The sequence below is a fragment of the Methylobacterium sp. NEAU K genome (genome assembly GCF_030700285.1).
Lineage (GTDB): Bacteria > Pseudomonadota > Alphaproteobacteria > Rhizobiales > Beijerinckiaceae > Methylobacterium.
Genome location: NZ_JAUYZJ010000004.1, coordinates 147,760 through 170,719 on the forward strand (window position 1 = coordinate 147,760; position 22,960 = coordinate 170,719).

Consider the following 22,960-nt stretch of genomic DNA (forward strand, 5'->3'; position numbering starts at 1 on the left):
CGGCCCCGCTCAGGGCCGCGTGCAGAACCCGACGATCCCTGCGGCCTCCGCCGGACAGGTGGCGCCCTCCCCGTCATAGACCGGCGTGCCGGCCTTGAGGCAATGGGCGGTGACCAGCGTCTCCTCGGCCGGGCAGGTCACGGTGCAGCCGCCTGTGCAGTCGGACTTGCGCAAGGCCCGGAGGGCGGACGCGCCGGCTTCGCCCCGGGGCCCTGCCCCGCCCCCCGGGCCGGGATCCCCCTTCGGTCCCTGCTCACCCTTCGGTCCCTGCTCACCCTTGGGACCCTGATCCCCTTTGAGCCCTTGGTCTCCCTTGGGACCCGGGGCTCCCGGAAGGCCCGGCTCGCCCTTGAGCCCGGGTTCTCCCTTCGGGCCCGGCGCGCCTTGAGGGCCGGTATCGCCCTTTGGACCCGCATCGCCCTTGGGGCCGGTATCGCCCTTTGGACCCGCATCGCCCTTGGGGCCGGTATCGCCCTTGGGTCCCGCTTCGCCGGCCGGCCCCGCCGCCCCCTGGGGGCCGGGCGGGCCCGGCGGGCCTTCGGCGGCGCAGTTGGCGATCACGGCCTCGCGTTCGTCCGGGTCGACCTTGAGCGTCACCACGCAGGTCGGCGGCCGATAGGGCAGCCGGAAGGTGAACCGCCCGCGCCGGTCGGCCTGGATCGAGATGTCGTCGTCCATCACCACGATCGCGCCCGGCTTGCGCACCGAGCCCGAGAGCCGCAGGTCGCCCCCCTCGATCCGGGCATCGTAGACCATGATCGGCTGGCTGGGGGTCTGCAGCTGCCTGGCCCGCGGCCGGGCCGGGCGTGCCTGGACGGACGGGTCGGGGACGGGACCCGAGTCCGGCTGCTGCGCGAGCGCCGCCCCGGAGAGGGCGAGCAGGATCGTCAGGGCAAGGGCTGGGCGCATGCTCGGTCCGTGTCGGCCGCGTCTGGCGCGCGGCCACCGACATTGGTCTCGCTCTACGGTTGGGGTCAACCGCGACTGTCAGCGCGTGGCGGTCCGGGCCGATTCCACACGCGTCCACATCCATCCACAGGCCAAGCCGCTGCCGGGGCGAGCAATTCCGGTCCGGTCCTGAAACGGTTTGAATATGTTCATGTTATGTTCCTATCGTCCGACATGATCGGAGCAGACGGAGATGGGGCTGGACCCTGCGGACGAGACCGAGCGGGCTCGCGGACCCGGCAGCTCCCGGGAGCGGCTGGCGGCCTTGCGGGCCCGCCTGTCGGGTCCGGGCGGGCCGGCGGTCCCGCACCCGGTCCTGCCGCTGGGGCTGCCCGGGGTCGACACCCACCTGCCCGGCGGCGGCCTTGCGCTCGGCCCGCCGCACGAGATCGCCCCGGCCGAGCCTGCCGATGGTGTCGCGGCCTTCGGCTTCGCCCTGGCGCTCTGCGGCCGCCACCTCGCCCGCATCCCCGGGGCGGCGCTGATCGCCGCCGCCCCCGGCCAGCCGCTGCCCCACGGCCACGGCCTGGCCGGGCTCGGCCTCGATCCGGCCCGGCTGCTGCTCCTGGAAGCCGGGGGCGACGCGGAGGTGTTCCGCGCGCTGGAGGCGGCGCTACACGCGCGCACCCTGCCGGTGCTCATCGGCCTCTTGGGGGGCGGCCTGCCGTTGAAGCCGGGGCGACGTCTGCAGCTCGCCGCCGAGGGGGCCTCGCCCCCGCTGGTGTTGATCCTGCGGCCCGCGGAGGCCGGGTTGCCCAACGGGGCCGCCACCCGCTGGCGGATCGCCTCCGCCCCGGCGGCCCGGGACCGGTTCGGCGGCCTCGACAATCCGCGCTGGCGGGCGCGGCTCGAACGCTGCCGCAACGGCCGGGGCGGCGACTGGCTTCTGGAGTGGGATCATGCCGCGCATCGTCTGCGTCTGCCTGAGCCACTGGCCCGTGACGCGGCTGCGGCGGGCCGGGCTCGCGCCTGAGCGGGGCCCTCTCGCGGTGGCGGCCGAGGGGCCCGGAGGCCTGAGGCTCACCGCCCTCGACCCGGAGGCGAGCGCCCTGGGCCTGCGGCCCGGCGAGCCCCTCGGCCGGGTCCGGGCGCGGATCGGCGTCCCGCTCCGGGTCCACCCGGCCGATCCCGCCGCCGACCGGGAGGCCCTGCTGCGTCTCTGCCGCTGGGCGGGGGGCTACGCGCCCATCGTGGCCCCGTTCGGACCCGCCGAGGCCGCGGACGGTCTTTACGTCGACGTCGCCGGGGCGAGCCACCTGCGCGGGGGCGAGATGCGCCTCGTGGACGATCTGGCCGGGCGCCTCGCGCGGGCGAGGATCCCCGCCCGGATCGCCCTGGCCGACATCCCCGGCGGCGCATTCGCGCTGGCGCGCTACGGCGCGACCGACCGGGTGGTCGTGCCCCCGGGCGGGGCCGCGGAAGCCGTGCGCGGGCTGCCCGTGGAGGCCCTGCGCCTCGATCCCGGCACGGTCTCGGGCCTGAGGCGGCTCGGCCTGCGCCGGATCGGTGAACTCGATGCCCTGGCCCGGGGACCCCTGGCGCGCCGCTTCGGCGAGGCCCTGTTGCTGCGCCTCGACCAGGCGGTGGGACGCCGGCCCGAGCCGCTGGCGCCCCTGACGGACGCTGCCGACTACAGTGCCGCCCGGGGCTTCCTCGACCCGATCGACGGCCAGGCCGACCTGGTCGCCACCGCCCGGGCCCTGATGGCGGAACTCGCCCCCCGGCTGGAACGGGACGGGATCGGCGCCTGCGGCCTACGCCTCGTCCTGCACCGGGTCGACGGGGTGGTGCGTGCCCTCGACATCGGCCTGTCGCGCCCCGAGCGCTGTCCCGGGCGGGTCGCAGCCCTGGTGTCCCTGCGCCTCGACCGGCTGGGCGCTGCCCTCGATGCCGGCTTCGGCTTCGAGACCGTGGCGCTCGCCGTCACGGTGACGGGGGCCATGCCGGCCCGCCAGACGGATCTCGGTGCGGCGCCCGCGGGCGACGGGATCGGCTTCCTGGCCGACGCCCTGGCGCAGCGCCTCGGGCGCCCGCTCCTGTGCCTCGGGGCGCGGGCGAGCCACATCCCGGAGCGGGCGGCCCGCCCCTTCCCCTGGGCCGCCGCCACGCCCGATTCCGTGCGCCCCTGGCCCGACCATCTGCCGCCCCGGCCCCTGGTGCTGTTCCCCCGGGGCGAAGCCGCCCTCGATGTGCTCTCCATCGTGCCCGAGGGGCCGCCCCGGCGCTTCCGCTGGCGCGCGCAGGTCCACCGGGTCGCCCATGCCGAGGGGCCGGAGCGGATCGCGGCCGAGTGGTGGCGCGAGCCCGGAGCGCGCTCCGCCGAAGCGGCCGCCGGTCCGGCGCAAGGGCACGCGTCCCGGCAAGGCGCCGGCTCGGGTCAGGCCCGGGACTATTACCGCGTCGAGTGCGAGGCCGGGCGCCGCCTCTGGCTCTATCGGGACGGGCCGCACGCCCCCGGCCGCCCGGCCGCGTGGTTCGTCCACGGGCTGTTCGCGTGAGCGGCCCTGCCGATCCCGGGTTCCGGTACGCCGAACTCGCCCTCACCACGAACTTCTCGTTCCTTCACGGTGCCTCGCACCCGCAGGAATACGTCGTACAGGGGGCGGCCTACGGGCTCGCGGCGATCGGGATCGCCGACCGCAACACGGTGGCGGGCGTGGTCCGGGCGCACGCGGCGGCCCTGGCGCTCGACCCCGAGGGCGCGCCGATCCGCATCCTGCCGGGGGTGCGCCTCGTCACCGAGGACGGGTTCGAGGCCGTGACCTACCCGATGGACCGGGCCGCCTGGGGGCGGCTCTGCCGGCTGCTCACCGCAGGCAACCGGCGCGCCCGCAAGGGAGACTGCCACGTCACCTTCGCCGAGGTGCTGGAGGCCTCCGAGGGACAGGTGTTCATCGCCATGCCGCCGGGCCGGCGCCCCCGCCCGCCCGACGGATTCCGCGCGCGGCTGGAGGCGCTGGCCGAAGCCGCCCCGGGCCGGACCTGGCTCGGGGCGAGCCATGCGCGGCGTGGCGACGAGCGGCGCCGCCTCGGCCTGCTCGCGGAGCTGGGGGCGGCGTCGGGTGCCCCGATGGTCGCAGTCTCGGATGCGCTCTACCACCATCCCGACCGGCGCCCGCTCCAGGACGTGGTCGCCTGCATCCGCGCACGCTGCCGGATCGCCGAGGCCGGCTATCGCCTGGAGGCCAATGCCGAGCGCCACCTCAAGCCTCCGGACGAGATGGCCCGGCTGTTCGCCGACCATCCGGAGGCGCTCGCCCGCACGGTCGAGATCGCGGAGGCCTGCGGCTTCTGCCTCTCGCAGCTGCGCTACGAATACCCCGACGAGCCGGTGCCGCCCGGGCGCACGCCGCAGGAATACCTGGAGGAGAAGACCTGGGAGCGGGCGGGCTGGCGCTATGCCGGAGACATCCCGGCGTCCGTCGAGGCCACGCTCCACGAGGAGCTGCAGCTCATCGCCAAGATGGACTATGCCCGCTACTTCCTGACCCTGTTCGACGTGGTCGAGTTCGCCAGGGCACGCGGGATCCTCTGCCAGGGCCGCGGCTCAGCGGCAAATTCGGCGGTGTGCTTCTGCCTCGGCATCACCGCGGTGGACCCCTCCAAGCACCGGCTGCTGTTCGCCCGCTTCATCTCCGAGAACCGGGGCGAGCCCCCCGACATCGACGTCGATTTCGAGCACGAGCGCCGCGAGGAGGTGATCCAGCACCTCTACGCACGCTACGGGCGGGAGCGCGCCGCCCTCTGCGCCACGGTGATCCACTACCGCCCGCGCATGGCGATCCGCGAGGTCGGCAAGGTCCTGGGACTCACCGAGGACGTGACCGCGGCGATCGCCGACACGGTCTGGGGCTCCTGGGGCAAGGGCCTGCCGGACCAGCACGTGCGCGAGGCCGGCCTCGACCCCCACAACCCGATGCTCCGGCAGGCGCTCGATCTCGCGCACCAGCTGATCGGCTTCCCCCGCCACCTGTCGCAGCATGTCGGCGGCTTCATCCTGACGAAGGCGCGCCTCGACGAGACCGTGCCGGTGGGCAACGGCGCGATGGCGGACCGCACCTTCATCGAGTGGGACAAGGACGACATCGACGCCATCGGCCTGATGAAGGTCGACGTCCTGGCGCTCGGCATGCTGACCTGCCTCAAGCGCGGCCTCGATTTTCTAGAGCGGGATTATGGCCTGTTCTACGAAACCCTGGCCGACCTGCCGCAGAACGATTCCGAGACCTACGCGATGCTGGCCAGGGCCGATTCCGTGGGCGTGTTCCAGGTCGAGAGCCGGGCGCAGATGTCGATGCTGCCCCGCCTCAAGCCCCAGGAGTTCTACGACCTCGTGGTCCAGGTGGCGATCGTGCGCCCCGGCCCGATCCAGGGCGACATGGTCCATCCCTACCTGCGGCGGCGGGCCGGGATCGACCCGGTGGAGTATCCGGCTCCCCATCCGGCCCACGGGCCCGCGGACGAACTGCACGCGGTGCTGCACAAGACCTACGGCGTGCCGCTCTTTCAGGAGCACGCGATGCAGATCGCCATCACGGCGGCGGGCTTCACCCCGGCGGAGGCCGACGGCCTGCGCCGGGCGATGGCGACCTTCCGGCATGTCGGATCGATCGGCGGATTCGAGGAGAAGTTCGTCGGCGGGATGGTCCGGCGCGGATACGAGAAGGCGTTTGCCGAGCGCTGCTTCGCGCAGATCAAGGGGTTCTCCACCTACGGCTTCCCGGAGAGCCACGCGGCGAGCTTCGCGCTGCTCGTGTACGCCTCGGCCTGGATGAAGTGCCGGCACCCGGACGTGTTCCTGGCCGCGATCCTCAACGCCCAGCCGATGGGCTTCTATCAGCCGGCCCAGCTCGTGCGCGACGCCCGCGCCCATGGGGTCGAGGTGCGGGGCGTCTGCGTCAACGCAAGCGACTGGGACTGCACCCTGGAGCCGGCCGCCGACCCGCCCCCCGATGCGCCCCGGCGGCTTGCGGTGCGGATCGGTCTGCGGCAGGTGCGCGGCCTGCCCGAGGCCGCCATGCGCCGGCTCGTGCGGCTGCGCGCCAACGGCTATGCCACCATCGAGGGCCTGCAGGCGGCCCTCGCATTGCCGCGCAACGCCCTGGAGCGGCTGGCCGAGGCCGACGCCTTCCGGTCGCTGGGCCTCGATCGGCGCGCCGCCCTGTGGATGGTGCGCACCCTGGAGGGGACCTCCGCCCGCAGGGCGTCTCGAGCGGATGGGAGCGAGCGCCGCGCCCACCTGCTGGACGCGCCGCTGCCGCTGTTCGCCTGGCACGCCGACGACGGCCTGTTCCGGCACGAGCCGGCGGTGGACCTGCCGTCGCTGCCCCTGCCAGAGGCGGTGGCCGAGGATTACGCCGCCACCGGTCTGTCGCTGCAGGGGCACCCGGTCGCCTTCTTCCGCGGGCGCCTCGCCCGGATCGGCGCGATCCCGGCCCGCGCCCATCTCGACCCGGCGCTGCCCCAGGGCGCCCGCGTCACGGTGGCGGGCCTCGTGCTGATCCGCCAGCGGCCGGGCACCGCCAAGGGCGTGGTCTTCCTGACCCTGGAGGACGAGACCGGCACCGCCAACGTGATCATCTGGAAGACGGTGTTCGAGGCCAACCGCCGGGTCGCCATGCAGGCCCGCTTCCTCGCCGTGCGCGGCCGGGTGCAGCGGGCAGGCGATGTCGTCCATCTCGTGGCGGAGGGGTTCCGCGACCTCACGGAGTCGCTGCGCGACCTGCGCGCGGCCGGGATGCGGCTGCCGCCCGAGACCACGGATTTCAGCGCTCCCCCGGATCGGCGCGTATATCCCAGCCGGGATTTCCACTGAACCGCCGCGGCGGTTCTCCCAGCCTGAACCACCCTCACCTCCGGTTCCTCCTCGGAGGCGATCAAGTCGCGTCCTGGCACCCCGGGTGCGGCATTCTGTCTCTCGGAATCTGGTGCCAAACGGCGCCGGTCCTGAACCCTTGCCGTGGATCGGCCGTTAGGTCGCGGTCTGCAACAATGCAGCTAGAGCCGATTGCCGGAGGTGACGAGCGCCTGGCACGGAAGAGCAGGTTCAATGGAACAGCCCGACGCTTGGCATCAGACTAACCGGCTCGACGCCGAGCAGGGTAAGGGTGACCCGTTCGCCGCCGCGGTCCGCGCCACGCGGATGTCCATGATCATCACCAATCCGCGCCTGCCCGACAATCCGATCGTCTACGCCAACGATGCGTTCCTCCGGATGAGCGGCTACGACAGGTCCGAGGTGCTCGGCCGGAACTGCCGCTTCCTGCAGGGCGAGCACACCGACCGCGGCGCCGTGGCGATGATCCGCGAGGCGGTCAAGGCGCAACAGGACATCGCGATCGACGTGCTGAACTACCGCAAGGATGGGACGGCATTCTGGAACGCGCTGTATCTCAGCCCGGTCGCCAACGAGGCGGGCGAGGTGCTATTCTTCTTCGCCTCGCAGCTCGACGTGACCGACCGCGTGGACGCACATCTCCGGATCCAGCAGGAGAAGGATCACTTCGAGGCCGAGGTCGCCCGGCGGACCCGCGACCTGACCGAGGCATTGGCCACGCAGACCATGTTGGTCCATGAGGTTGATCATCGGGTCAAGAACAACCTGCAGATGATCGCGGCCCTCCTCGCCATGCAGACCAAGACCATCACCGATCCCGCCGCGCGCACCGCCATGGAGGCGATGCTGACCCGGGTGGAGGCGCTCGGCACTGTGCATCGACGGCTGTACCAATCCAACAACGTCGAGCGGTTCGACGTGGCCGAGTTCGCCCGCGACCTCGCCGGCGATCTGGTCCGCGGCTCGGGTGGAGACCGTATCCGCCTGCACCTGGACCTGGAGACCGTGGAGGTCCCGGTCGCCATGGCTCCCCCGGTCGCGCTGATGATGAATGAATTGATCACCAACGCCCTCAAGCATGCCTTCCCGGATGAGCGCGCCGGCCGACTCTCCGTGACGGTGGCGCCGGACGACACGTACTTCACCATCCGGATCGCCGATGACGGCGTCGGCATGCCCGTACACCTCATGGAGCAGCGCTCGTTCGGGAAGCGGTTGATCGGCACCCTCTGCCGCCAGCTCAGTGCGAGCATCGCCTGGCAGGCCAACGACCCGGGTACGATCGTCAACATCCGCTTGCCGCGCGAGAAGGCGAGCAGTCTGGAGACATCGTGAGTGAACCGCTGCGGATACTCGTCGTCGAGGATGAAGCCCTCATCCTGATGCAGATCGAGATGATCCTGGAGGATGCCGGCTATCGCGTCGTGGGGACGGCCACCACCGCGGGCGAGGCGATCGCCCTCGTCCACGAGACCCGGCCCGAACTGGTGCTGATCGATCTGCGCCTCGGCGACGGCTCCTCGGGGGTGGACGTGGCGCACGCCGTGCGTGACATCGGCGGCATCACCGCCGCGTTCATGACCGCCAACGCCCGGGCGCTGTCCGAGGACCTCGAGGGGGCCACGGCGGTGATCGCCAAGCCGTTCACAGGCACGGGGCTGGAAGAATCCCTGGCCTACCTGGAGGAATGCGTGCGCCGGCCGCCGCCGGCCGAGTTGGTCCCGCCGGGGATGCGCGTCGCGGCAAGCTGGCTCAAGAGCTTCGCCGAGATGCGGGCCTGACCCGGCCTCTCGACAGGCCCTGCGCGTTGCGTAGAGTGCCGGCCATGCCAGACTTCGCCGTTCCGCGCCCGGTCCTCGCCGCCCTCGTGGGCCTGCTGCTCCTGCCGACCGCCGCTCGGGCGGACCCCTGCGACGACCTCGCCCGCCAGATCGCCGGGGCGATCGGCGGCCGAGTGGGCAAGCGCGCCGGCCCCAGCATCGACATCCGCGTGGCCGGCCCGATCACGTTCGACGTGACTTGCCGGGCCGAGCCGATCGTGCAGGCCATCTCCGCCGAGCCGAGCCCCTCGGCGGCCTTCTTCCACGACCTCTCGACGGCCTCGGAAATCCTGGTCGGCGAGCCGGCCGCGCGCGTCGAGCCGATCATCGCCAACGCCTACCGGACTGCGCTCTCGGAGCGGCGCAAGTCGTTCATCCAGCAGAACGGCTGGTCCGCCTCCTGCTACACCGACCCCGGCAGCAGCACGATGCGCACCCTCTGCTCGGTGGGGCGCATCCCGCCGCGCTGATCAATACTCGACCACGTCCTCCAGGGCGTAGTGCTTCACGGTCTTCCGGTTGGCGATCAGCTCGTCCACGGTCGGCTCGCCCTTGAGGGCGCGGGCGATGGCGAGCTTCGTCGCCTCGTAGTTCGTGCGGTAGAGGTCCTTGCGGTCGAGGTTGTCGTCCTCGGCGCAGCGCGGGTCGAGCCAGATCATGATGATCATGCAGAGCTCGTCCAGTCCGTCCTTGGGCAGCACGCCCTCGATGATGCAATCCACGATCGCATCGCCGGTGGCCGCCTGCACCACGCCGCCGAGCAACTCGACATACTCGGCCGTGTGGATCGTTGCCTTGGTGGTCATCATCGTGGCCGGACGCACCAGCTGGTTGAGGTCGCGAACCACGAACATCCGGGTGTGTCCCTGGACCTGACCCATCATCGACGCGAAGGCCTGACCGACAGGCCCGCGCACCGAACCGATCAGCACCTCCGGCATCGCGTCGGTGTATTGGCCTTCGGCCGCCAGCACGGTGGCCTCGCCCGTGCGGAACCAGATCTCTTGCATGTGTCGCGACTCCACCGCCTGCGGAACCCGGGGGAGACATCATCGGGGGCCCCGCGTCAATCGGTTCAGAGCAGGCCTCGCCCGTCGAGGGGACGGGTGGGGATCGGCACGATCGGGATCCGGAGCAGCGGCAGCGAGTCGCCCGAGTGCGCGCCGCTCTGCGCCGCCGTGATGAGGCTGCATCCGCAGCGGCGGCATCACCACAAGACTGGGCCTGCGGTCTTGAGGAACGTGGACAGGCGGGGCAGGGAGTCTGTGGTCGGCCCGGCTCGGGAACAGTCCCGGACCGGGGCCGTTCCGGCGGGAGCCCGCGGCGTTTCCACGGGCCGCGCACGGTCAAGCGCGAGGGGGCATGATGGCGGAGAGTCCGGAACGGGGAGGCGGCTGGAGCCTCCAGGCGAGTGCCGTGCCCGACGGGGTGCGGCTCGAACTCGCCCTGCCCGACCTCGGCGGCAGCCCGGTCACGGCCGCGATCGTGCTGGACCGGTCGGAGGCCCGTGCCTTCGCCCGCGCCCTGCTGGCGGCGGCCGGGGACGCGGCCGAGCGCACCTTCCCGAAGCCGGGCGCCTGACGGACCTGACCCTCAGGCCCGCCGTAGACCCCCGAGGATCATTGCTGGTTCAAGCCCGGATTGCGGCCGGGCAGGCGCGGCACCACCGTGCCCCGCTTCTCGATCGGGGCGTCACACGCATAGGCGAACTCGCTTTTCAGCGGATCGAACACGGTCTCCCCGGTGATCCGGCAATCCTCCCGCACGGTCTCGTCGAGATAGGCGCGGGCGGCGGTGCGGAAGCGCTTCACGCGGGTCGCCTCCGGCACGGGATCGATCCGGACCTCGCTGAGATTGCAGCCGGCATATTCGCGCAGGGCGTCGGAGACGATCAGCATCCGGCGCAACTGCCGATTATCGTAGACCTCGTAGGGCTCCTTGCAGCCGATGGTCACCACCTGCGGGGTGAGCGCGACGTAGTTTCGCGAGATGTATGAGAACCCGGTGGTGCAGCCGGCAAGCGCCAAGCCGATCACCCCCAAGCCGATGGGCAGCAGAGCCGCGAGCCGTCGCATCCTCGTCACCCCAGCTCCGAGTCCCGATCCCGCCGGCCGGGCATCCGTACCCGCCGCGACGTCCGGCGGGAACACCGTGGCGCATTGAAACGGCCCCGCTTGCGCAGTCAATTCGTTTGTGACCTGAGGCGGTCGTCCGAGCCCGAGCGTGGCCGTACCGCACTTGCGGAACACTTGCGGAACGTTTAACCTGTTCGTGATTTGTTTTCGAGGCCGTCCCGAGGCGGCCCGCCAAGCCGCGAGTCCCCGTCGATGCTCACGCGCAAGCAGCTGGACCTCCTCCGTTTCATCCAGAGCCGGATGCAGGAATGCGGCGTCCCACCGTCCTTCGACGAGATGAAGGACGCCCTCGACCTCAAGTCCAAATCCGGCATCCACCGGCTGATCACGGCCCTGGAGGAGCGCGGCTTCCTGCGGCGGCTGCCGAACCGGGCGCGCGCCATCGAGGTGATCCGCATCCCCGAGAGCCTGGCCCAGGCCGCCACGCCCCCCGCGGAGCCCCGCCGCTTCACGCCGAGCGTGGTGGAGGGCGGCAAGTCCAAGCTGCCGTCGGCTCCCGCTTCCACCCGGATGCTCGACGAGGCGGGGCGCGCCGTCTCGATCCCCGTGATGGGACGGATCGCGGCCGGCACGCCCGTCTCGGCGATCCAGAACCAGAGCCACGCCATCACCCTGTCGCCGGATTTCCTGGCCGGCGGCGAGCATTACGCCCTGGAGGTGCGGGGCGATTCGATGGTCGATGCTGGCATCCTGGACGGCGACCTGGTGGTGATCCGCAAGCAGGACACCGCCAATACCGGCGACATCATCGTGGCCCTGATCGACGATGAGGAGGCGACGCTCAAACGGCTGCGCCGCCGCGGCTCCTCGATCGCCCTGGAGGCCGCCAACCCGGCCTACGAGACCCGCGTCCTCGGTCCCGACCGGGTCCAGATCCAAGGGCGGCTCGTCAGCCTCGTGCGCCGCTACTGAAGCGGCTCGGCCGGCGCGTCCCCGGGCGTGACTTCGGGACCCGACGGTTCGGTCTCCGGCGTGATCGTCGCGCCGGACGTGTCCGGCGTATCGCGGTGCGGCGTGGCCGGTGAGTGGGCGGTGGAATGCGGCCGCCACGGTACGGATCGATCGCTGCCGCGGGCGTAGCTCGCCGTGAAACCCGAGCGGGTGGCCTGCAGTGCGACAGCGCCGTGGGCGGTGAGGACGCGACGGTCGATTAACAGGGGCCCCAGGCAGGTCGGCGGTGCGGCGAGCGCCGTGATCAGCACGGCGGCGCGGGTGCAATCCTCCGGGAAGGCGCGCCGGTCGCGGACCAGGGCGACGGCGCGGCCATCCGGCAGGCGCGCGGTGCAGCCCAGTCGGTCGCAGTGTCCGCCGGCCGAGGTGCCGGTCACTTGATCGGCGCGACGCCCGTCGCCATCCGCCTTCAGCCACTGCTCGAGCACGAAGCGCGAGGGGCTGCCCAGGGCCCACAGGCGGCCGTCCGCGCCGCGCACGGCGGCACCCCCGCCCTGGCGGTCGACGTAGAGATCGTAGCGTTCCGGTGCCGCCGCCAGACCGAGCCCGAGCAGGACGGGCGGGAGGGCCAGCCAGCGCAGGCGCGAGGCCGGGAGCGTCGCCAGAAGCAGCCCCATGGCCAGCAGCGTCAGCGCCCCGGTCCCGAAGGCCGGCATCACGAGGGTTGCCCGATCGAAGCCGGCGATCCACCGGGAGATCGCCAGCATGCCGCCCACCGCCTGCCCCATCAGCCACCAGACCGGCCGGTCGAGGGCGAAGGGATAGGCCAGGATCCCGATCACCGCCGACGGCATCACGACCAGGGACACGAGGGGCAGGGTCAGGGCGTTGCCGATGAGCCCGAACGGCTGGATCGTCTGAAAATGGTAGGTGGCGAACGGCGCCGTCGCGACCTGCGCCACCAGGGTCGTCCCCAGGGTGCCGGTGACGGCCGAGAGGCCGGTCCCGAGGAGCCGCTCGAGCCGCCCCGCCCCCGGGCGCACGAACAGGTGTCCATCGATCAGCCGGGCGCAGGCGATCAGCCCGGCCACAGCCCCGAACGACATCTGGAAGCTCGGGCCGAGCAGTCCCTCCGGCTCCCGCGCCAGTGCGATCAGCGCGGCGAGCGCGAGGTTGCGCATCGACAGGGCCGGCCGGTCGACCAGGATCGCTCCGAGCATGATCAGGGTCATGATCAGCGAGCGCTCCGCGGCGATGTCCCAGCCCGAGAACGCGCAGTAGGCGGTCACGCCCATCATCGCGAAGCCGGCCGCGATTTTCTTGATCGGCCAGAACAGCGCGCAGTACGGCACCAGGGCCAGCAGCGCCCGCACCAGCCAGAACACCACGCCGGCGGCCAGCACCATGTGCAGGCCCGAGATCGAGACCACGTGATAGATGCCTGCGGCGCGCAGCGCATCGTTGGTCGCCGGGCCGATCAGTCCGCGCTTGCCCGTCACCAGGGCCGCTGCGACCGCCCCCGCCTGGCCACCCTCCGCCTGCGCGATCCGGCGCGTCAGCGCGTTGCGGGCGTCATCCAGCATAGCGGCGAGCCGCAGCTGCAGGGGCGGCGGCGCGGGGGGCGCCTGGACGCTCACCGCGCCGACCAGCGAGCCCACGGCGCCGATGCCCTGGAAATAGGCGTCCCGGGCGAAGTCGTAGCCTCCCGGCCGTGCAGCCTCGGGCGGCGGCAGAAGCCGCGCGGTGGCGGCGACGAAGTCCCCGGGCCGCAGGGGCGGCGCCTTGCGGAACGAGACCCGCACCCGGAGTGGCCTCACCGCGGGGGCGAGCCCCGCGAAGCTCTCGACCCGGATCACCAGCCGAGCGCCGACCTCGCGCTCGTCCAGCGCTTCGATCATCCCGGTGAGCGGTCCGATGGTCGTGCGCGCGAGGATCGGTGCTGCCACCTGCGAGACCCGCCAAGTCGCCGCCGCGAAGCCCAGGAAACCGGCCGCCACCGCGAGGGCGAGGGCCAGGGCCGCCGGCCGCGCGCCCAGGAACGGCACGGTCGCGAGAGCCAGTCCCGCCCCGACAAGGGGGGCGGCCAGAAACGGCGTCCCGTCGGCGGCCGCGAAGTAGACCAGGATCCCGGTGCCGAACGCCACCGCCAGCCAGGGGAACAGGCGGCGCTGCTCGACCTCACGGGCGAGGCCGCCGGCGACCCGATCGCGGAGCGCGGGAAGCACCGCGGCGCGCCGGCCGACCAGCGCAAGCGCGCCGCCCGCCAGCCTCGCCCCGATCCGCTGCATCCGCCGCCGCGCCCCGATCCGCGCGACTCGTCGCCGCCGGTGCAGGGATTCTTAACGCATCCGGCTACCCGTGCTACAGCCGGCGCTTCGTGCTACGGGCGCCGCTCCGTGCGATGGGCCTGTCCGCGAGCCTTTCGCCGCCCCGTTGCCTTCCGTCCCCGAACATACCGGCCCGATGTCCTCAGCCGTCGTCACGCGCTTCGCCCCCTCGCCCACCGGCTACCTGCATATCGGCGGGGCCCGTACGGCGTTGTTCAACTGGCTTTACGCCCGCCATACCGGCGGCCGGATGCTACTGCGCATCGAGGATACCGACCGGGAGCGCTCGACCAAGGGGGCGATCGACGCGATCCTCGACGGTCTCTCCTGGCTCGGCCTCGATTGGGACGGGGACGTGGTGTTCCAGTTCGCCCGCGCCGCGCGCCACCGCGCGGTCGCCGAGGAACTGCTGGCGGCCGGCCGCGCCTACCATTGCTACGCCACGGCCGAGGAACTGGCGCAGATGCGGGAGACCGCCCGGGCCGAGGGCCGCGCCCCGCGCTACGACGGGCGCTGGCGCGACCGCGACCCGTCCGAGGCGCCGGCCGGGGTCAAGCCGGTGATCCGGCTGCGCGCGCCCACGGAGGGCGAGACCGTGGTCGACGACGCCGTGCAGGGTCGGGTCACCTGGGCCAACCGCGACCTCGACGACCTCGTGCTGCTGCGCTCGGACGGCACGCCGACCTACATGCTCGCCGTTGTGGTGGACGACCACGACATGGGCGTCACCCAGGTCATCCGCGGCGACGACCACCTCACCAACGCCGCGCGCCAGAGCCAGATCTTCTCGGCGCTCGGCTGGGACATCCCCCGGATGGCCCATATTCCGCTGATCCACGGGGCGGACGGGGCGAAGCTCTCGAAGCGCCACGGGGCGCTCGGCGTCGAGGCCTATCGCGATCTCGGCTACCTGCCGGCAGCCCTGCGCAACTATCTGGTGCGGCTCGGCTGGAGCCACGGGGACCAGGAGGTATTCTCCACCGACGAGATGGTCGCGGCCTTCGATCTCGGGGCGGTCGGGCGCTCGGCCGCCCGGTTCGACTTCGCCAAGCTCGCGAATCTCAACGGCCTCTATATCCGCGGCAGCGCCGATTCGGACCTCGTCGCGGCGATCGAGACCATCCTGCCGAGCGTCGGCCCTGAGCGCGGCCTCTCGGCGCCGCTCCCGGCCGATCTCAGGGACAAGCTGACGCTCGCCATGCCGGGCCTCAAGGAGCGGGCGAAGACGCTGATCGAGCTCCTCGACAGCGCCTATTACCTGTACGCGCAGCGCCCGCTGGGCATCGACGACAAAGCGCGGGCGCTCCTGTCCGACGAAGGCCGCGCGCGTCTCGCCGACGTGCTCCCGGCGCTCGAAGCGCTGCCCGAGTGGAGCGCGGCGGCGACGGAGGGCGCGGTGCGTGGATACGCGGAGGCCGCCGGCTGCAAGCTCGGGCAGGTGGCCCAGCCGCTGCGGGCCGCGCTCACCGGGCGCACCACCTCTCCGCCCCTGTTCGACGTGATGGCGGTGCTCGGCCGGAGCGAGACCCTCGCCCGCCTCGGTGATCAGGTGCCGCAGGGCTGACGGCACGGCCTCCCGGGCGGGCAGGAACCGCGCGTGCCGGCCCGGATTTCGCTTGGCGATGGGGTCCGGTTGTCACCGACCCCGTTGCTGCTGCAGTGCCGTTTGGGTAACCCATGCGTGTGAGCACCCGCAGCATAAGGCGGCGTGCTCCGGCCCCGAGGGTCGCCTCGGGCAGCCCGAGGCCGGCATCCGCCACGTCGCCAGAGAAGGGTCCACGATCCATGAGCGCATCCAGCACCATCACCGTGGACGGCAAGGAGATCGAGCTGCCGGTGAAATCCGGCACGATCGGGCCGGACGTCATCGACATCGGCAAGCTCTACGCCAAGACCGGCGCCTTCACTTTCGACCCGGGCTTCACCTCGACGGCCTCGTGCGAATCGAAGATCACCTACATCGACGGCGACGAAGGCGTGCTGCTCTACCGCGGCTACCCGATCGAGCAACTCGCAGAGAAGGGCGACTTCCTCGAGACCTGTTACCTGATGCTGTTCGGCAGCCTGCCGACCGCGGCCCAGAAGGCCGATTTTGACTACCGGGTCACGCGCCACACCATGGTGCACGACCAGATGAACCGCTTCTTCACGGGCTTTCGGCGCGACGCGCACCCGATGGCCGTGATGGTGGCCTCGGTCGGCGCGCTCTCGGCCTTCTACCACGACTCGACCGACATCACGGACGAGAGCCAGCGGATGATCGCGTCGATCCGCATGATCGCCAAGATGCCGACGCTGGCCGCGATGGCTTATAAGTATTCCATTGGCCAGCCCTTCGTGTACCCGAAGAACGACCTCGACTACACCTCGAATTTTCTGCGGATGTGCTACGCGGTGCCGTGCGAGGAGTACGAGGTCAACCCCGTGTTCTCGCGGGCCCTCGACAAGATCTTCATCCTGCACGCCGATCACGAGCAGAACGCCTCGACCTCGACGGTGCGGCTCGCCGGCTCGTCCGGCGCCAACCCCTTCGCGTGCATCGCGGCCGGCATCGCCTGCCTGTGGGGCCCGGCCCATGGCGGCGCCAACGAGGCGGCACTGAAGATGCTGATGGAGATTGGCACGCCCGAGAACGTCGGAAAGTACGTCGCCAAGGCCAAGGACAAGAACGACCCGTTCCGCCTGATGGGCTTCGGCCACCGGGTCTACAAGAACTACGACCCGCGCGCGCGGATCATGCAGAGCACCACCCACCAGGTGCTCAAGGAACTCGGCAAGACCGAGGATCCGCTGCTGCACGTCGCCATGGAGCTGGAGCAGATCGCCCTCAAGGACGAGTACTTCGTCGAGAAAAAGCTCTACCCGAACATCGATTTTTACTCGGGCATCACCCTGAAGGCGATGGGCTTCCCGACCGACATGTTCACCGTGCTGTTCGCGGTGGCGCGCACGGTCGGCTGGATCGCGCAATGGGCCGAGATGATCGAGGACCCGATGCAGAAGATCGGCCGTCCGCGCCAGCTCTATGTCGGGCCGGCGCAGCGCGACTACGTGCCGGTGGACCAGCGCGGCTGAGCCGGGCCATCGGAGACGACACGACCCCGGGAACGGCCGACGGGCCGCCCCTCTCGTTTCCGGCGACGCCGGGCGTCACGTTCCGCCTTCCCTGCCGGCTGCCCTACGATTGGGCGGCGATCCGCGCCTTCCTGGTCAAGCGCGCGATCCCCGGCGTCGAGGCGGCTGATCCCGGCGGCCGGGCCTATGCGCGCACGGTTAGCCTCGCGGGCCGGCCCGGCATCCTGGCGGTCGAGCCCGGCGGCGACGGCCTGCGCGTCGCGCTCTACGGGCTCGATCCGGGCTGCGCCCGGGAGGTGGCGGAGCGCCTCCGCCGCCTGTTCGACTGCGACGCCGACCCGGCCGCAATCGCGGCCTGCCTGTCCGGGGAGCCGGCGCTGGCCGGCCTGGTGGCGCAGAGACCCGGATTGCGGCTGCCGGGGGCCTGGGATCCGTTCGAGACCGCTTGCCGGGCGATCCTCGGCCAACAGGTCTCGGTGGCGGCCGCGATCCGGCTCGCCGGACGGCTGGTCGCGGCGTTCGGCACCAGGCTGGCGGAGCCGGTCGGCGGCCTGACACACGTCTTTCCCGCTCCCGCGGCGCTGGTCGAGGCGGATGTGTCCCTGGCGCTGAACATGCCACGTTCCCGCGGCGCGGCGATCCAGGCGATGGCGGCCGCCGCCCTCGCCGACCCGGATCTGTTCGCCCCGGCCGCCACCTTGGAGGCCGCGGTCCTGCGGTTCACCGCGATCCGCGGGATCGGGCCGTGGACGGCGCAGTACATCGCCATGCGGGCGCTCAAGCTGCCCGACGCCCTGCCGGTAGGCGATGTCGGCCTGCTGCGGGCGCTCGATGTCGGCGCTGGCCGCCCGAGCCCCGCGGCGCTGCTCGCCCGAGCGGAGGCGTGGCGCCCGTACCGGGCCTACGCGGCTCAGCACCTCTGGACGGCGGACGAGGCGGCGGCGCGCACCTGGTGATCCGAGCGATTCTCACCGAGCCTCGCCGATCCCGCGCGACGACCCGTCTTCCGCGGGCTTGGTCATCGTTCATGCGTCAGAGACCATCGCGGGGTCGGGGATCGATCTCATTCCCGAGACAGCCCAGATGCTCCGCCTCCTCGCGGTCCCAGCCGGCGGCGCCGCGTCGGCCTTCGGCGCGCTCCGGCTCAGCCGCCGCGCGCTGACGGTGCGGGCGCCCGGACCACGACCGCAGCTACGGTCCGGCCCGGGCAGCATCCGTCAGCGCCCGAACCGCTCGAATTTCGGGAAGCTGCGCGCCATCATCAGACCAACTTCCGCGCGGTGCCCGAGCCACTTCTCGAGAACCGACGCGTTGGCAAGCCGCCCCTCCGTCGAGCCATCCTGCCAGGGCAGGCCGTCCGCCATCCGGAAGACGTGCGCGTCGCTGAGCCGGCCGCCGCGGCATCGCTGGAGCCGGACGCCCTTGCCGCGGGCGAGTTCGGCCACTTCCGAGATCGGGAAGATCAGCAGCAGCTTCTCCGTGTTCACCACCGCGACGTGATCGCCGTCAGCAGGCACGAGCACGACCGCCGTCGCGTCGCCGTCCAAGCCCAGCACGCCTTTGCCCTTGCGGGTGTTGGCCACCAGGGCGTCGGACGGCGCCACGAAGCCGCGTCCGTCCGAGCCGGCGATGAGCAGCTTGGTCTCGGGTCGGTAGGGCAGAGCGGCCACCACCTCGGTGCCGTCGTCGAGATCGACCATCAGCCGCACCGGATCGCCGAAGCCGCGGCCGCCCGGCAGCTTCGAGGCCTCGATGGTGAATACCTTGCCGTTCGAGGCGAGCAGCAGGATCTTCGCGGTGGTCTCGCTCGGGAAGGCGATCTTCAGGGTGTCGTCGCCCTTGAACGCCACCCCCGAGAGGTCGGCGACGTGGCCCTTGAGGGCCCGGATCCAGCCCTTGTTGGAGACGATCACGGTGATCGGCTCGCGCTCGACCAGAGCCGCCGTGAAGTCGATGCCGCCCACATCCGGCGGGCTGGCGAGCGTCGTACGGCGCTTGCCCAGCTTGGTCTCGGGCCCGAAGGTCTTCTTCACGGCGCGGATCTGCGCCTGGATCGCCTTCCACTGCGCCGGCTCGGAGGCGAGCAGCGCGTCGATCTCGGCTTTCTCGGCAGTGAGCGCGTCGAACTCGCGCTTCAGCTCCATCTCCTCCAGCTTGCGCAAGGAGCGCAGGCGGGTGTCGAGGATCGCGTTGGCCTGGATCTCAGTCAGTTCGAACCGGGCCATGAGGGCGGCCTTCGGCTCGTCCTCCTCGCGGATGATGCGGATCACCTCGTCGAGGTCGAGATAGACGATGAGCAGGCCGCCGAGGATCTCCAGGCGGCGGTCGATCTGCCCGAGGCGGTGACGCGAGCGGCGCTGGAGCACCACGCGGCGGTGGTCGATCCATTCCCGCAGGCACTCGGCGAGCCCGATCACCCTCGGCACGAGGCCGCCGACCAGGACGTTGAGGTTGAGCGGGATACGGGCTTCGAGTTCCGTCAGCCGGAACAGGGATTCCATCAGGATGACGGGATCCACCGTGCGCGAGCGCGGCTCCAGCACGACGCGCACGTCCTCGGCCGATTCGTCGCGCACGTCGGCGAGCAACGGCAGCTTCTTCTCCTGGAGGAGCTCGGCCATCTTCTCGATCAGCCGGCCTTTCGGGATGCCGTAGGGGATCTCGGTGACGACGATGTTCCAGGTGCCGCGGCCGAGATCTTCCTTGGTCCAGCGGGCCCGGACCCGGAAGGCGCCCCGGCCGGTGCGGTAGGCCTCGGCGATCGACTCGGCCGAATCGACCAGGATACCGCCGGTGGGGAAATCCGGCCCCTGGACGAAGCTGTTGAGCTGGGCCGAGGTCGCTCCCGGGTGGCTGATCAGGTAGAGCGCCGCGTCGCAGAGTTCGGCCGCGTTGTGCGGCGGGATCGAGGTCGCCATGCCGACCGCGATGCCCTGGCTGCCGTTGGCCAAGAGGTTCGGGAAGGCGGCCGGCAGCACCACCGGCTCCTCCTTCTCGCCGTTGTAGGAGGGGCGGAAATCGACCGTGTCCTCGTCGATCCCGTCGAGGAGCAGCCGGGCGACCTCGGTGAGCCGCGCCTCGGTGTAGCGGTAGGCGGCCGGGCCATCGCCGTCGATGTTGCCGAAATTGCCCTGGCCGTCGACCAGCGGATAGCGCTGCGCGAAGTCCTGCGAGAGCCGCACCAGCGCGTCGTAGATCGCCTGGTCGCCGTGCGGGTGGAAATCGCCCATCACGTCGCCGACGATCTTGGCGCATTTCTTGTGCGCGGTGTTCGGGTCGAGGCGCAGCAGCCGCATCCCATAGAGGATGCGTCTGTGCACGGGCTTCAGCCCGTCGCGGGCATCCGGCAGCGCCCGATGCATGATCGTGGAGAGCGCATAGGCGAGGTAGCGCTCTTCCAGCGCGGATTTCAGCTCGACGCTCTCGATCCCGTCGCCGGACGGCGGCTCGAAGGGCTGGCCCATGACGGCTCCTGTCTCAGGGCGGGGCCGCCGACCGGCAGCGCCGCCTCATTGGCGGTCCGTCAGTCCGAGGCGCCGCAGGCGAGCCCGGAATCCGAAAGCCGCCGACCGCGCCGGATCAGACGGACGTATCCTGCCGGTCGGCGCACGCTTCTGGATTCCGGGCTCCGCTGCGCGGCCCCGGATGACGGGATTGGCATCCACCGGGCTGAGCCACATTCAAGCCCGGCGATGTTTAGAACATAACGCGAACATTACCCGGCCTCACGGCCGAGCGCAACGAATCGCGCCCGCTCCTCCGGCATGCCGAGGCCGCGCGGACCCCAGACGTGCCTGTCGAGGAAGTACCCCGTCAAGGTAAACCCTTGCGCAACGCCGTCCGGGCCGGGGGATCCACCCGCGTGCAGGAAGCTCGGCAGCGCCAGCAGGCGATCGCGAAATGGCTCGCCCGCGGAGGCGCTGACCGCGCGCCCGGTCTTGGGCGACACGTAGGCCAGGGCGTCGTTGCCCCCGGTGGCGGCGCAGGCGGTCAGGTCTAGGCCGAAGCCGAGTTCCGACAGGATCGCCAGCTCGAACCGTACCATCAAGGGCGGCGCGACGGCCGGATCGTCCAGGTGCTCAACCAGCACGCCGGCCGCCTCGTAGAGCGCCGGATGTGGATCGCGCTCGGGTAGGAGCCGCAGCAGGGCCGCCATGTGGCTGAGCCCGTAGAGGGCGAGGCTTGAACCGATCATCCGCGAGACCTGCGAGTCGAGCGGCTCCACCGCATAGGCGCCGAGGCCCTCGTCGAGGCGCGCCCGCCAGGTCAGCCGCACCCGGTTGCCGGGCTGGAGCACCGGCTGCATCCGGCGCGAGCGCCCACCATGCACGAGACCGAGATGGCGCCCGTGACCCTGGGTCATCGCCTCCAGGATGACGCCGCTCTCGCCGTGTCGACGCAGGCCGAGCACCAGGGCGTCGTCGGTCCATTGCATGCGGGTTCACGTCACCGGCGGGAGTGGTGCGCAACGCGACGCCCGCGCTCCGCTTCGATCCCCCGCATATAAGGGCTCCGGGGCCGCGGCGCCGCCTTTGCGTGCCTGCCGGGCGACGGTAGCTTGGCCGGGAAGGAATCACCTGCATGCGTCGCGCCGCCCTGGTTCTTGTCCTGGCCCTCGCCAACGCCGGCGCACAGGCCGCCCCCAGGACGGCGAAGAGGGCCGCCGCCTTTGAGGCGCCATCCCCGGCCCTGAAAGAACGGATCGCCGCGCTCGCCCTGAAACAGGTCGATTTCGGCGCAGTGTCGCTGCTGCCGGTGCGGTTCGAGGGCAGCCGGCTCGCGGGGCCGATCGAGGATGGGGGCCGGACACTCTATTGCGTGTCGAGCCGTATGAGCGGCCGGACCTTCGGCAAGCCTGAGCGGCCCAAGGCGGTGATGCGCCATCAGGCCGACCGACTGGAGGTGATCGACGACGAGGAGGTTTGCGCCGGCCACCGCAGCCAGCCCTTCCCCGAGCTGGACGCCCTCGGAAACGCCCGGTGAGGCAGCCGCGTTGACGGCCATGGCCTCCCTGCCCACGCGCACCCTCGATCTCAACCTCGACCTGATCGCCCGCGCCCATTCCGTCCCTGTGCCCGACGACCCGGGTGGCCTCGCGGTGATGTCCGACGCGGAACTGCGCCCGGGCCTCGAGGAGATCGTCGCGGGTCGCGAGGGCAGCGACCTCTGGGTCTTCGCCTACGGCTCGCTGATGTGGCGGCCGGAATTCCCGGTGGCCGAACGCCGGATCGGCACGGTGCGCGGCTTCCACCGCCGCTTCTGCCTGCTCCAGCGCCGGTTCCGCGGCACGCCCGAGCGGCCGGGCTTCGTCCTGGCGCTCGATCGCGGCGGCCTGTGCCGGGGCGTCGCGTTCCGCCTTCCGGACGCCGAGATCCGCGCGGCGCTGATGCCGGTCTGGCGGCGCGAGATGCGCGGCCGGGGCTATGTCGCCCGCTGGCTGCCGGTGGCGACCCAGGCCGGGAGCGTCCCGGCATTGACCTTCCTGGCCAATCGCGCCAGCGACCGCTACGCCGGCCGCCTTTCGGATGCCGAGATCGCCGACAAGATCGCCGCCGCCTGCGGGCATGCCGGCCCGAGCGCCGAGTATCTGTTCCGGACCGTCGAGGCCTGCGAGCGGCTCGGCATCCGCGACCGGCACCTCTGGAGCCTCCAGGCCCTGGTGGCGGCACGGCTCAGGGCCTGCGCGGCGGAAGCGTGAGGCTCAGGCCCAGGCACGCTTCATGGCGATGACGACGCGCCCGCCCGCGTGCTCCGCGTCCGGATTGCGCGGCTCGCGGATGCCGGGCGCACGCCCGGTGGTGACGTAGACCACGAGGGTGAGGACGAGCAGGATTTTCGTGCGCATCGCGACGCTCAAGCTTGAGCGCCGGTGCATAAGATCGATCGGTTTTTATGGAGTTGTGGCAGCGCACATGAGTTCCGGTGCGG

The 22,960-nt window shown here is 71.6% G+C and carries 20 protein-coding genes; 13 read left to right on the forward strand and 7 right to left on the reverse strand.

What is annotated here, in order from left to right; all coding sequences use genetic code 11:
* Positions 1-9: 9 nt before the first annotated feature.
* Positions 10-909, reverse strand: a complete 900-nt coding sequence (locus Q8W67_RS05070; protein ID WP_305541663.1) for a collagen-like protein — start codon at positions 907-909, stop codon at positions 10-12.
* 232 nt (positions 910-1,141) lie between these two features.
* Here Q8W67_RS05070 and Q8W67_RS05075 point away from each other — a divergent pair, with 232 nt between their 5' ends.
* From Q8W67_RS05075 to Q8W67_RS05100, 6 genes are all read left to right on the forward strand, one after another.
* Positions 1,142-1,921: an ImuA family protein gene (locus Q8W67_RS05075; RefSeq protein WP_305541665.1), complete on the forward strand. Its 780-nt coding sequence runs from the start codon at positions 1,142-1,144 to the stop codon at positions 1,919-1,921.
* Entirely contained in the window at positions 1,848-3,446 is a 1,599-nt protein-coding gene (locus Q8W67_RS05080; protein ID WP_305541667.1) for a DUF6504 family protein, read from the forward strand. The genes Q8W67_RS05075 and Q8W67_RS05080 overlap by 74 nt, the downstream gene beginning before the upstream one ends.
* Entirely contained in the window at positions 3,443-6,763 is a 3,321-nt protein-coding gene (locus Q8W67_RS05085; RefSeq protein ID WP_305541670.1) for an error-prone DNA polymerase, read from the forward strand. The genes Q8W67_RS05080 and Q8W67_RS05085 overlap by 4 nt, the downstream gene beginning before the upstream one ends.
* Positions 6,764-6,997: 234 nt before the next feature.
* On the forward strand, positions 6,998-8,119 hold the full coding sequence (locus Q8W67_RS05090) for a histidine kinase dimerization/phosphoacceptor domain -containing protein (protein ID WP_305541673.1): 1,122 nt from the start codon (positions 6,998-7,000) through the stop codon (positions 8,117-8,119).
* Positions 8,116-8,565 (forward strand): response regulator, encoded by a 450-nt coding sequence (locus tag Q8W67_RS05095; protein WP_305541676.1) that lies wholly within the window; start codon positions 8,116-8,118, stop codon positions 8,563-8,565. Before Q8W67_RS05090 ends, Q8W67_RS05095 begins: the two co-directional genes overlap by 4 nt.
* Positions 8,566-8,609: 44 nt before the next feature.
* Complete coding sequence (locus tag Q8W67_RS05100; protein ID WP_305541679.1) at positions 8,610-9,074, forward strand: hypothetical protein; 465 nt, start codon at positions 8,610-8,612, stop codon at positions 9,072-9,074.
* Here the strand turns inward: Q8W67_RS05100 and fae are convergent, their stop codons facing one another.
* Complete coding sequence (fae, locus tag Q8W67_RS05105) at positions 9,075-9,614, reverse strand: formaldehyde-activating enzyme (RefSeq protein WP_305541682.1); 540 nt, start codon at positions 9,612-9,614, stop codon at positions 9,075-9,077.
* Between the two features lie 355 nt (positions 9,615-9,969).
* Between fae and Q8W67_RS05110 the strand changes: the two genes are divergently transcribed.
* A complete protein-coding gene (locus tag Q8W67_RS05110; protein ID WP_305541863.1) occupies positions 9,970-10,185 on the forward strand; it encodes a hypothetical protein in 216 nt (71 codons plus the stop codon).
* 38 nt (positions 10,186-10,223) lie between these two features.
* Here Q8W67_RS05110 and Q8W67_RS05115 read toward each other — a convergent pair whose 3' ends face one another.
* Positions 10,224-10,679: a hypothetical protein gene (locus tag Q8W67_RS05115; protein WP_305541865.1), complete on the reverse strand. Its 456-nt coding sequence runs from the start codon at positions 10,677-10,679 to the stop codon at positions 10,224-10,226.
* A 252-nt stretch (positions 10,680-10,931) separates the two neighbouring features.
* Here Q8W67_RS05115 and lexA point away from each other — a divergent pair, with 252 nt between their 5' ends.
* A complete protein-coding gene (gene lexA / locus Q8W67_RS05120) occupies positions 10,932-11,651 on the forward strand; it encodes a transcriptional repressor LexA (RefSeq protein ID WP_305541685.1) in 720 nt (239 codons plus the stop codon).
* Here lexA and Q8W67_RS05125 read toward each other — a convergent pair.
* Positions 11,645-13,918, reverse strand: a complete 2,274-nt coding sequence (locus Q8W67_RS05125) for a ComEC/Rec2 family competence protein (protein ID WP_305541687.1) — start codon at positions 13,916-13,918, stop codon at positions 11,645-11,647. The genes lexA and Q8W67_RS05125 overlap by 7 nt on opposite strands.
* 175 nt (positions 13,919-14,093) lie before the next feature.
* Here Q8W67_RS05125 and gltX point away from each other — a divergent pair, with 175 nt between their 5' ends.
* The 3 genes from gltX (at position 14,094) to Q8W67_RS05140 (ending at position 17,988) form a co-directional block, all read left to right on the forward strand.
* Complete coding sequence (gene gltX / locus Q8W67_RS05130; RefSeq protein WP_305541690.1) at positions 14,094-15,521, forward strand: glutamate--tRNA ligase; 1,428 nt, start codon at positions 14,094-14,096, stop codon at positions 15,519-15,521.
* 221 nt (positions 15,522-15,742) lie between these two features.
* A complete protein-coding gene (gene gltA, locus Q8W67_RS05135) occupies positions 15,743-17,032 on the forward strand; it encodes a citrate synthase (protein WP_305541693.1) in 1,290 nt (429 codons plus the stop codon).
* Positions 16,927-17,988: a DNA-3-methyladenine glycosylase gene (locus tag Q8W67_RS05140; protein ID WP_305541696.1), complete on the forward strand. Its 1,062-nt coding sequence runs from the start codon at positions 16,927-16,929 to the stop codon at positions 17,986-17,988. The genes gltA and Q8W67_RS05140 overlap by 106 nt, the downstream gene beginning before the upstream one ends.
* A gap of 261 nt (positions 17,989-18,249) precedes the next feature.
* On the opposite strand, the gene parC is transcribed toward Q8W67_RS05140, so the two are convergent.
* Both parC and recO read right to left on the reverse strand, forming a co-directional pair.
* Positions 18,250-20,496, reverse strand: coding sequence for a DNA topoisomerase IV subunit A (gene parC, locus Q8W67_RS05145; protein WP_305541699.1), 2,247 nt, complete (start codon positions 20,494-20,496; stop codon positions 18,250-18,252).
* 251 nt (positions 20,497-20,747) lie between these two features.
* Positions 20,748-21,467, reverse strand: a complete 720-nt coding sequence (gene recO / locus Q8W67_RS05150) for a DNA repair protein RecO (protein ID WP_305541701.1) — start codon at positions 21,465-21,467, stop codon at positions 20,748-20,750.
* Positions 21,468-21,613: 146 nt separating this feature from the next.
* Between recO and Q8W67_RS05155 the strand changes: the two genes are divergently transcribed.
* Both Q8W67_RS05155 and Q8W67_RS05160 read left to right on the forward strand, forming a co-directional pair.
* Positions 21,614-22,015 carry a hypothetical protein gene (locus Q8W67_RS05155; RefSeq protein WP_305541703.1) on the forward strand — a complete coding sequence of 134 codons (402 nt, stop codon included), beginning with the start codon at positions 21,614-21,616 and terminating at the stop codon, positions 22,013-22,015.
* Positions 22,016-22,034: 19 nt separating this feature from the next.
* The gene (locus tag Q8W67_RS05160; RefSeq protein WP_305541706.1) at positions 22,035-22,730 is read left to right on the forward strand and encodes a gamma-glutamylcyclotransferase; all 696 of its coding nucleotides are present in this window, start codon (positions 22,035-22,037) and stop codon (positions 22,728-22,730) included.
* Positions 22,731-22,733: 3 nt separating this feature from the next.
* Here Q8W67_RS05160 and Q8W67_RS05165 read toward each other — a convergent pair whose 3' ends face one another.
* Complete coding sequence (locus Q8W67_RS05165; protein ID WP_305541708.1) at positions 22,734-22,877, reverse strand: hypothetical protein; 144 nt, start codon at positions 22,875-22,877, stop codon at positions 22,734-22,736.
* Between the last annotated feature and the right edge of the window lie 83 nt (positions 22,878-22,960).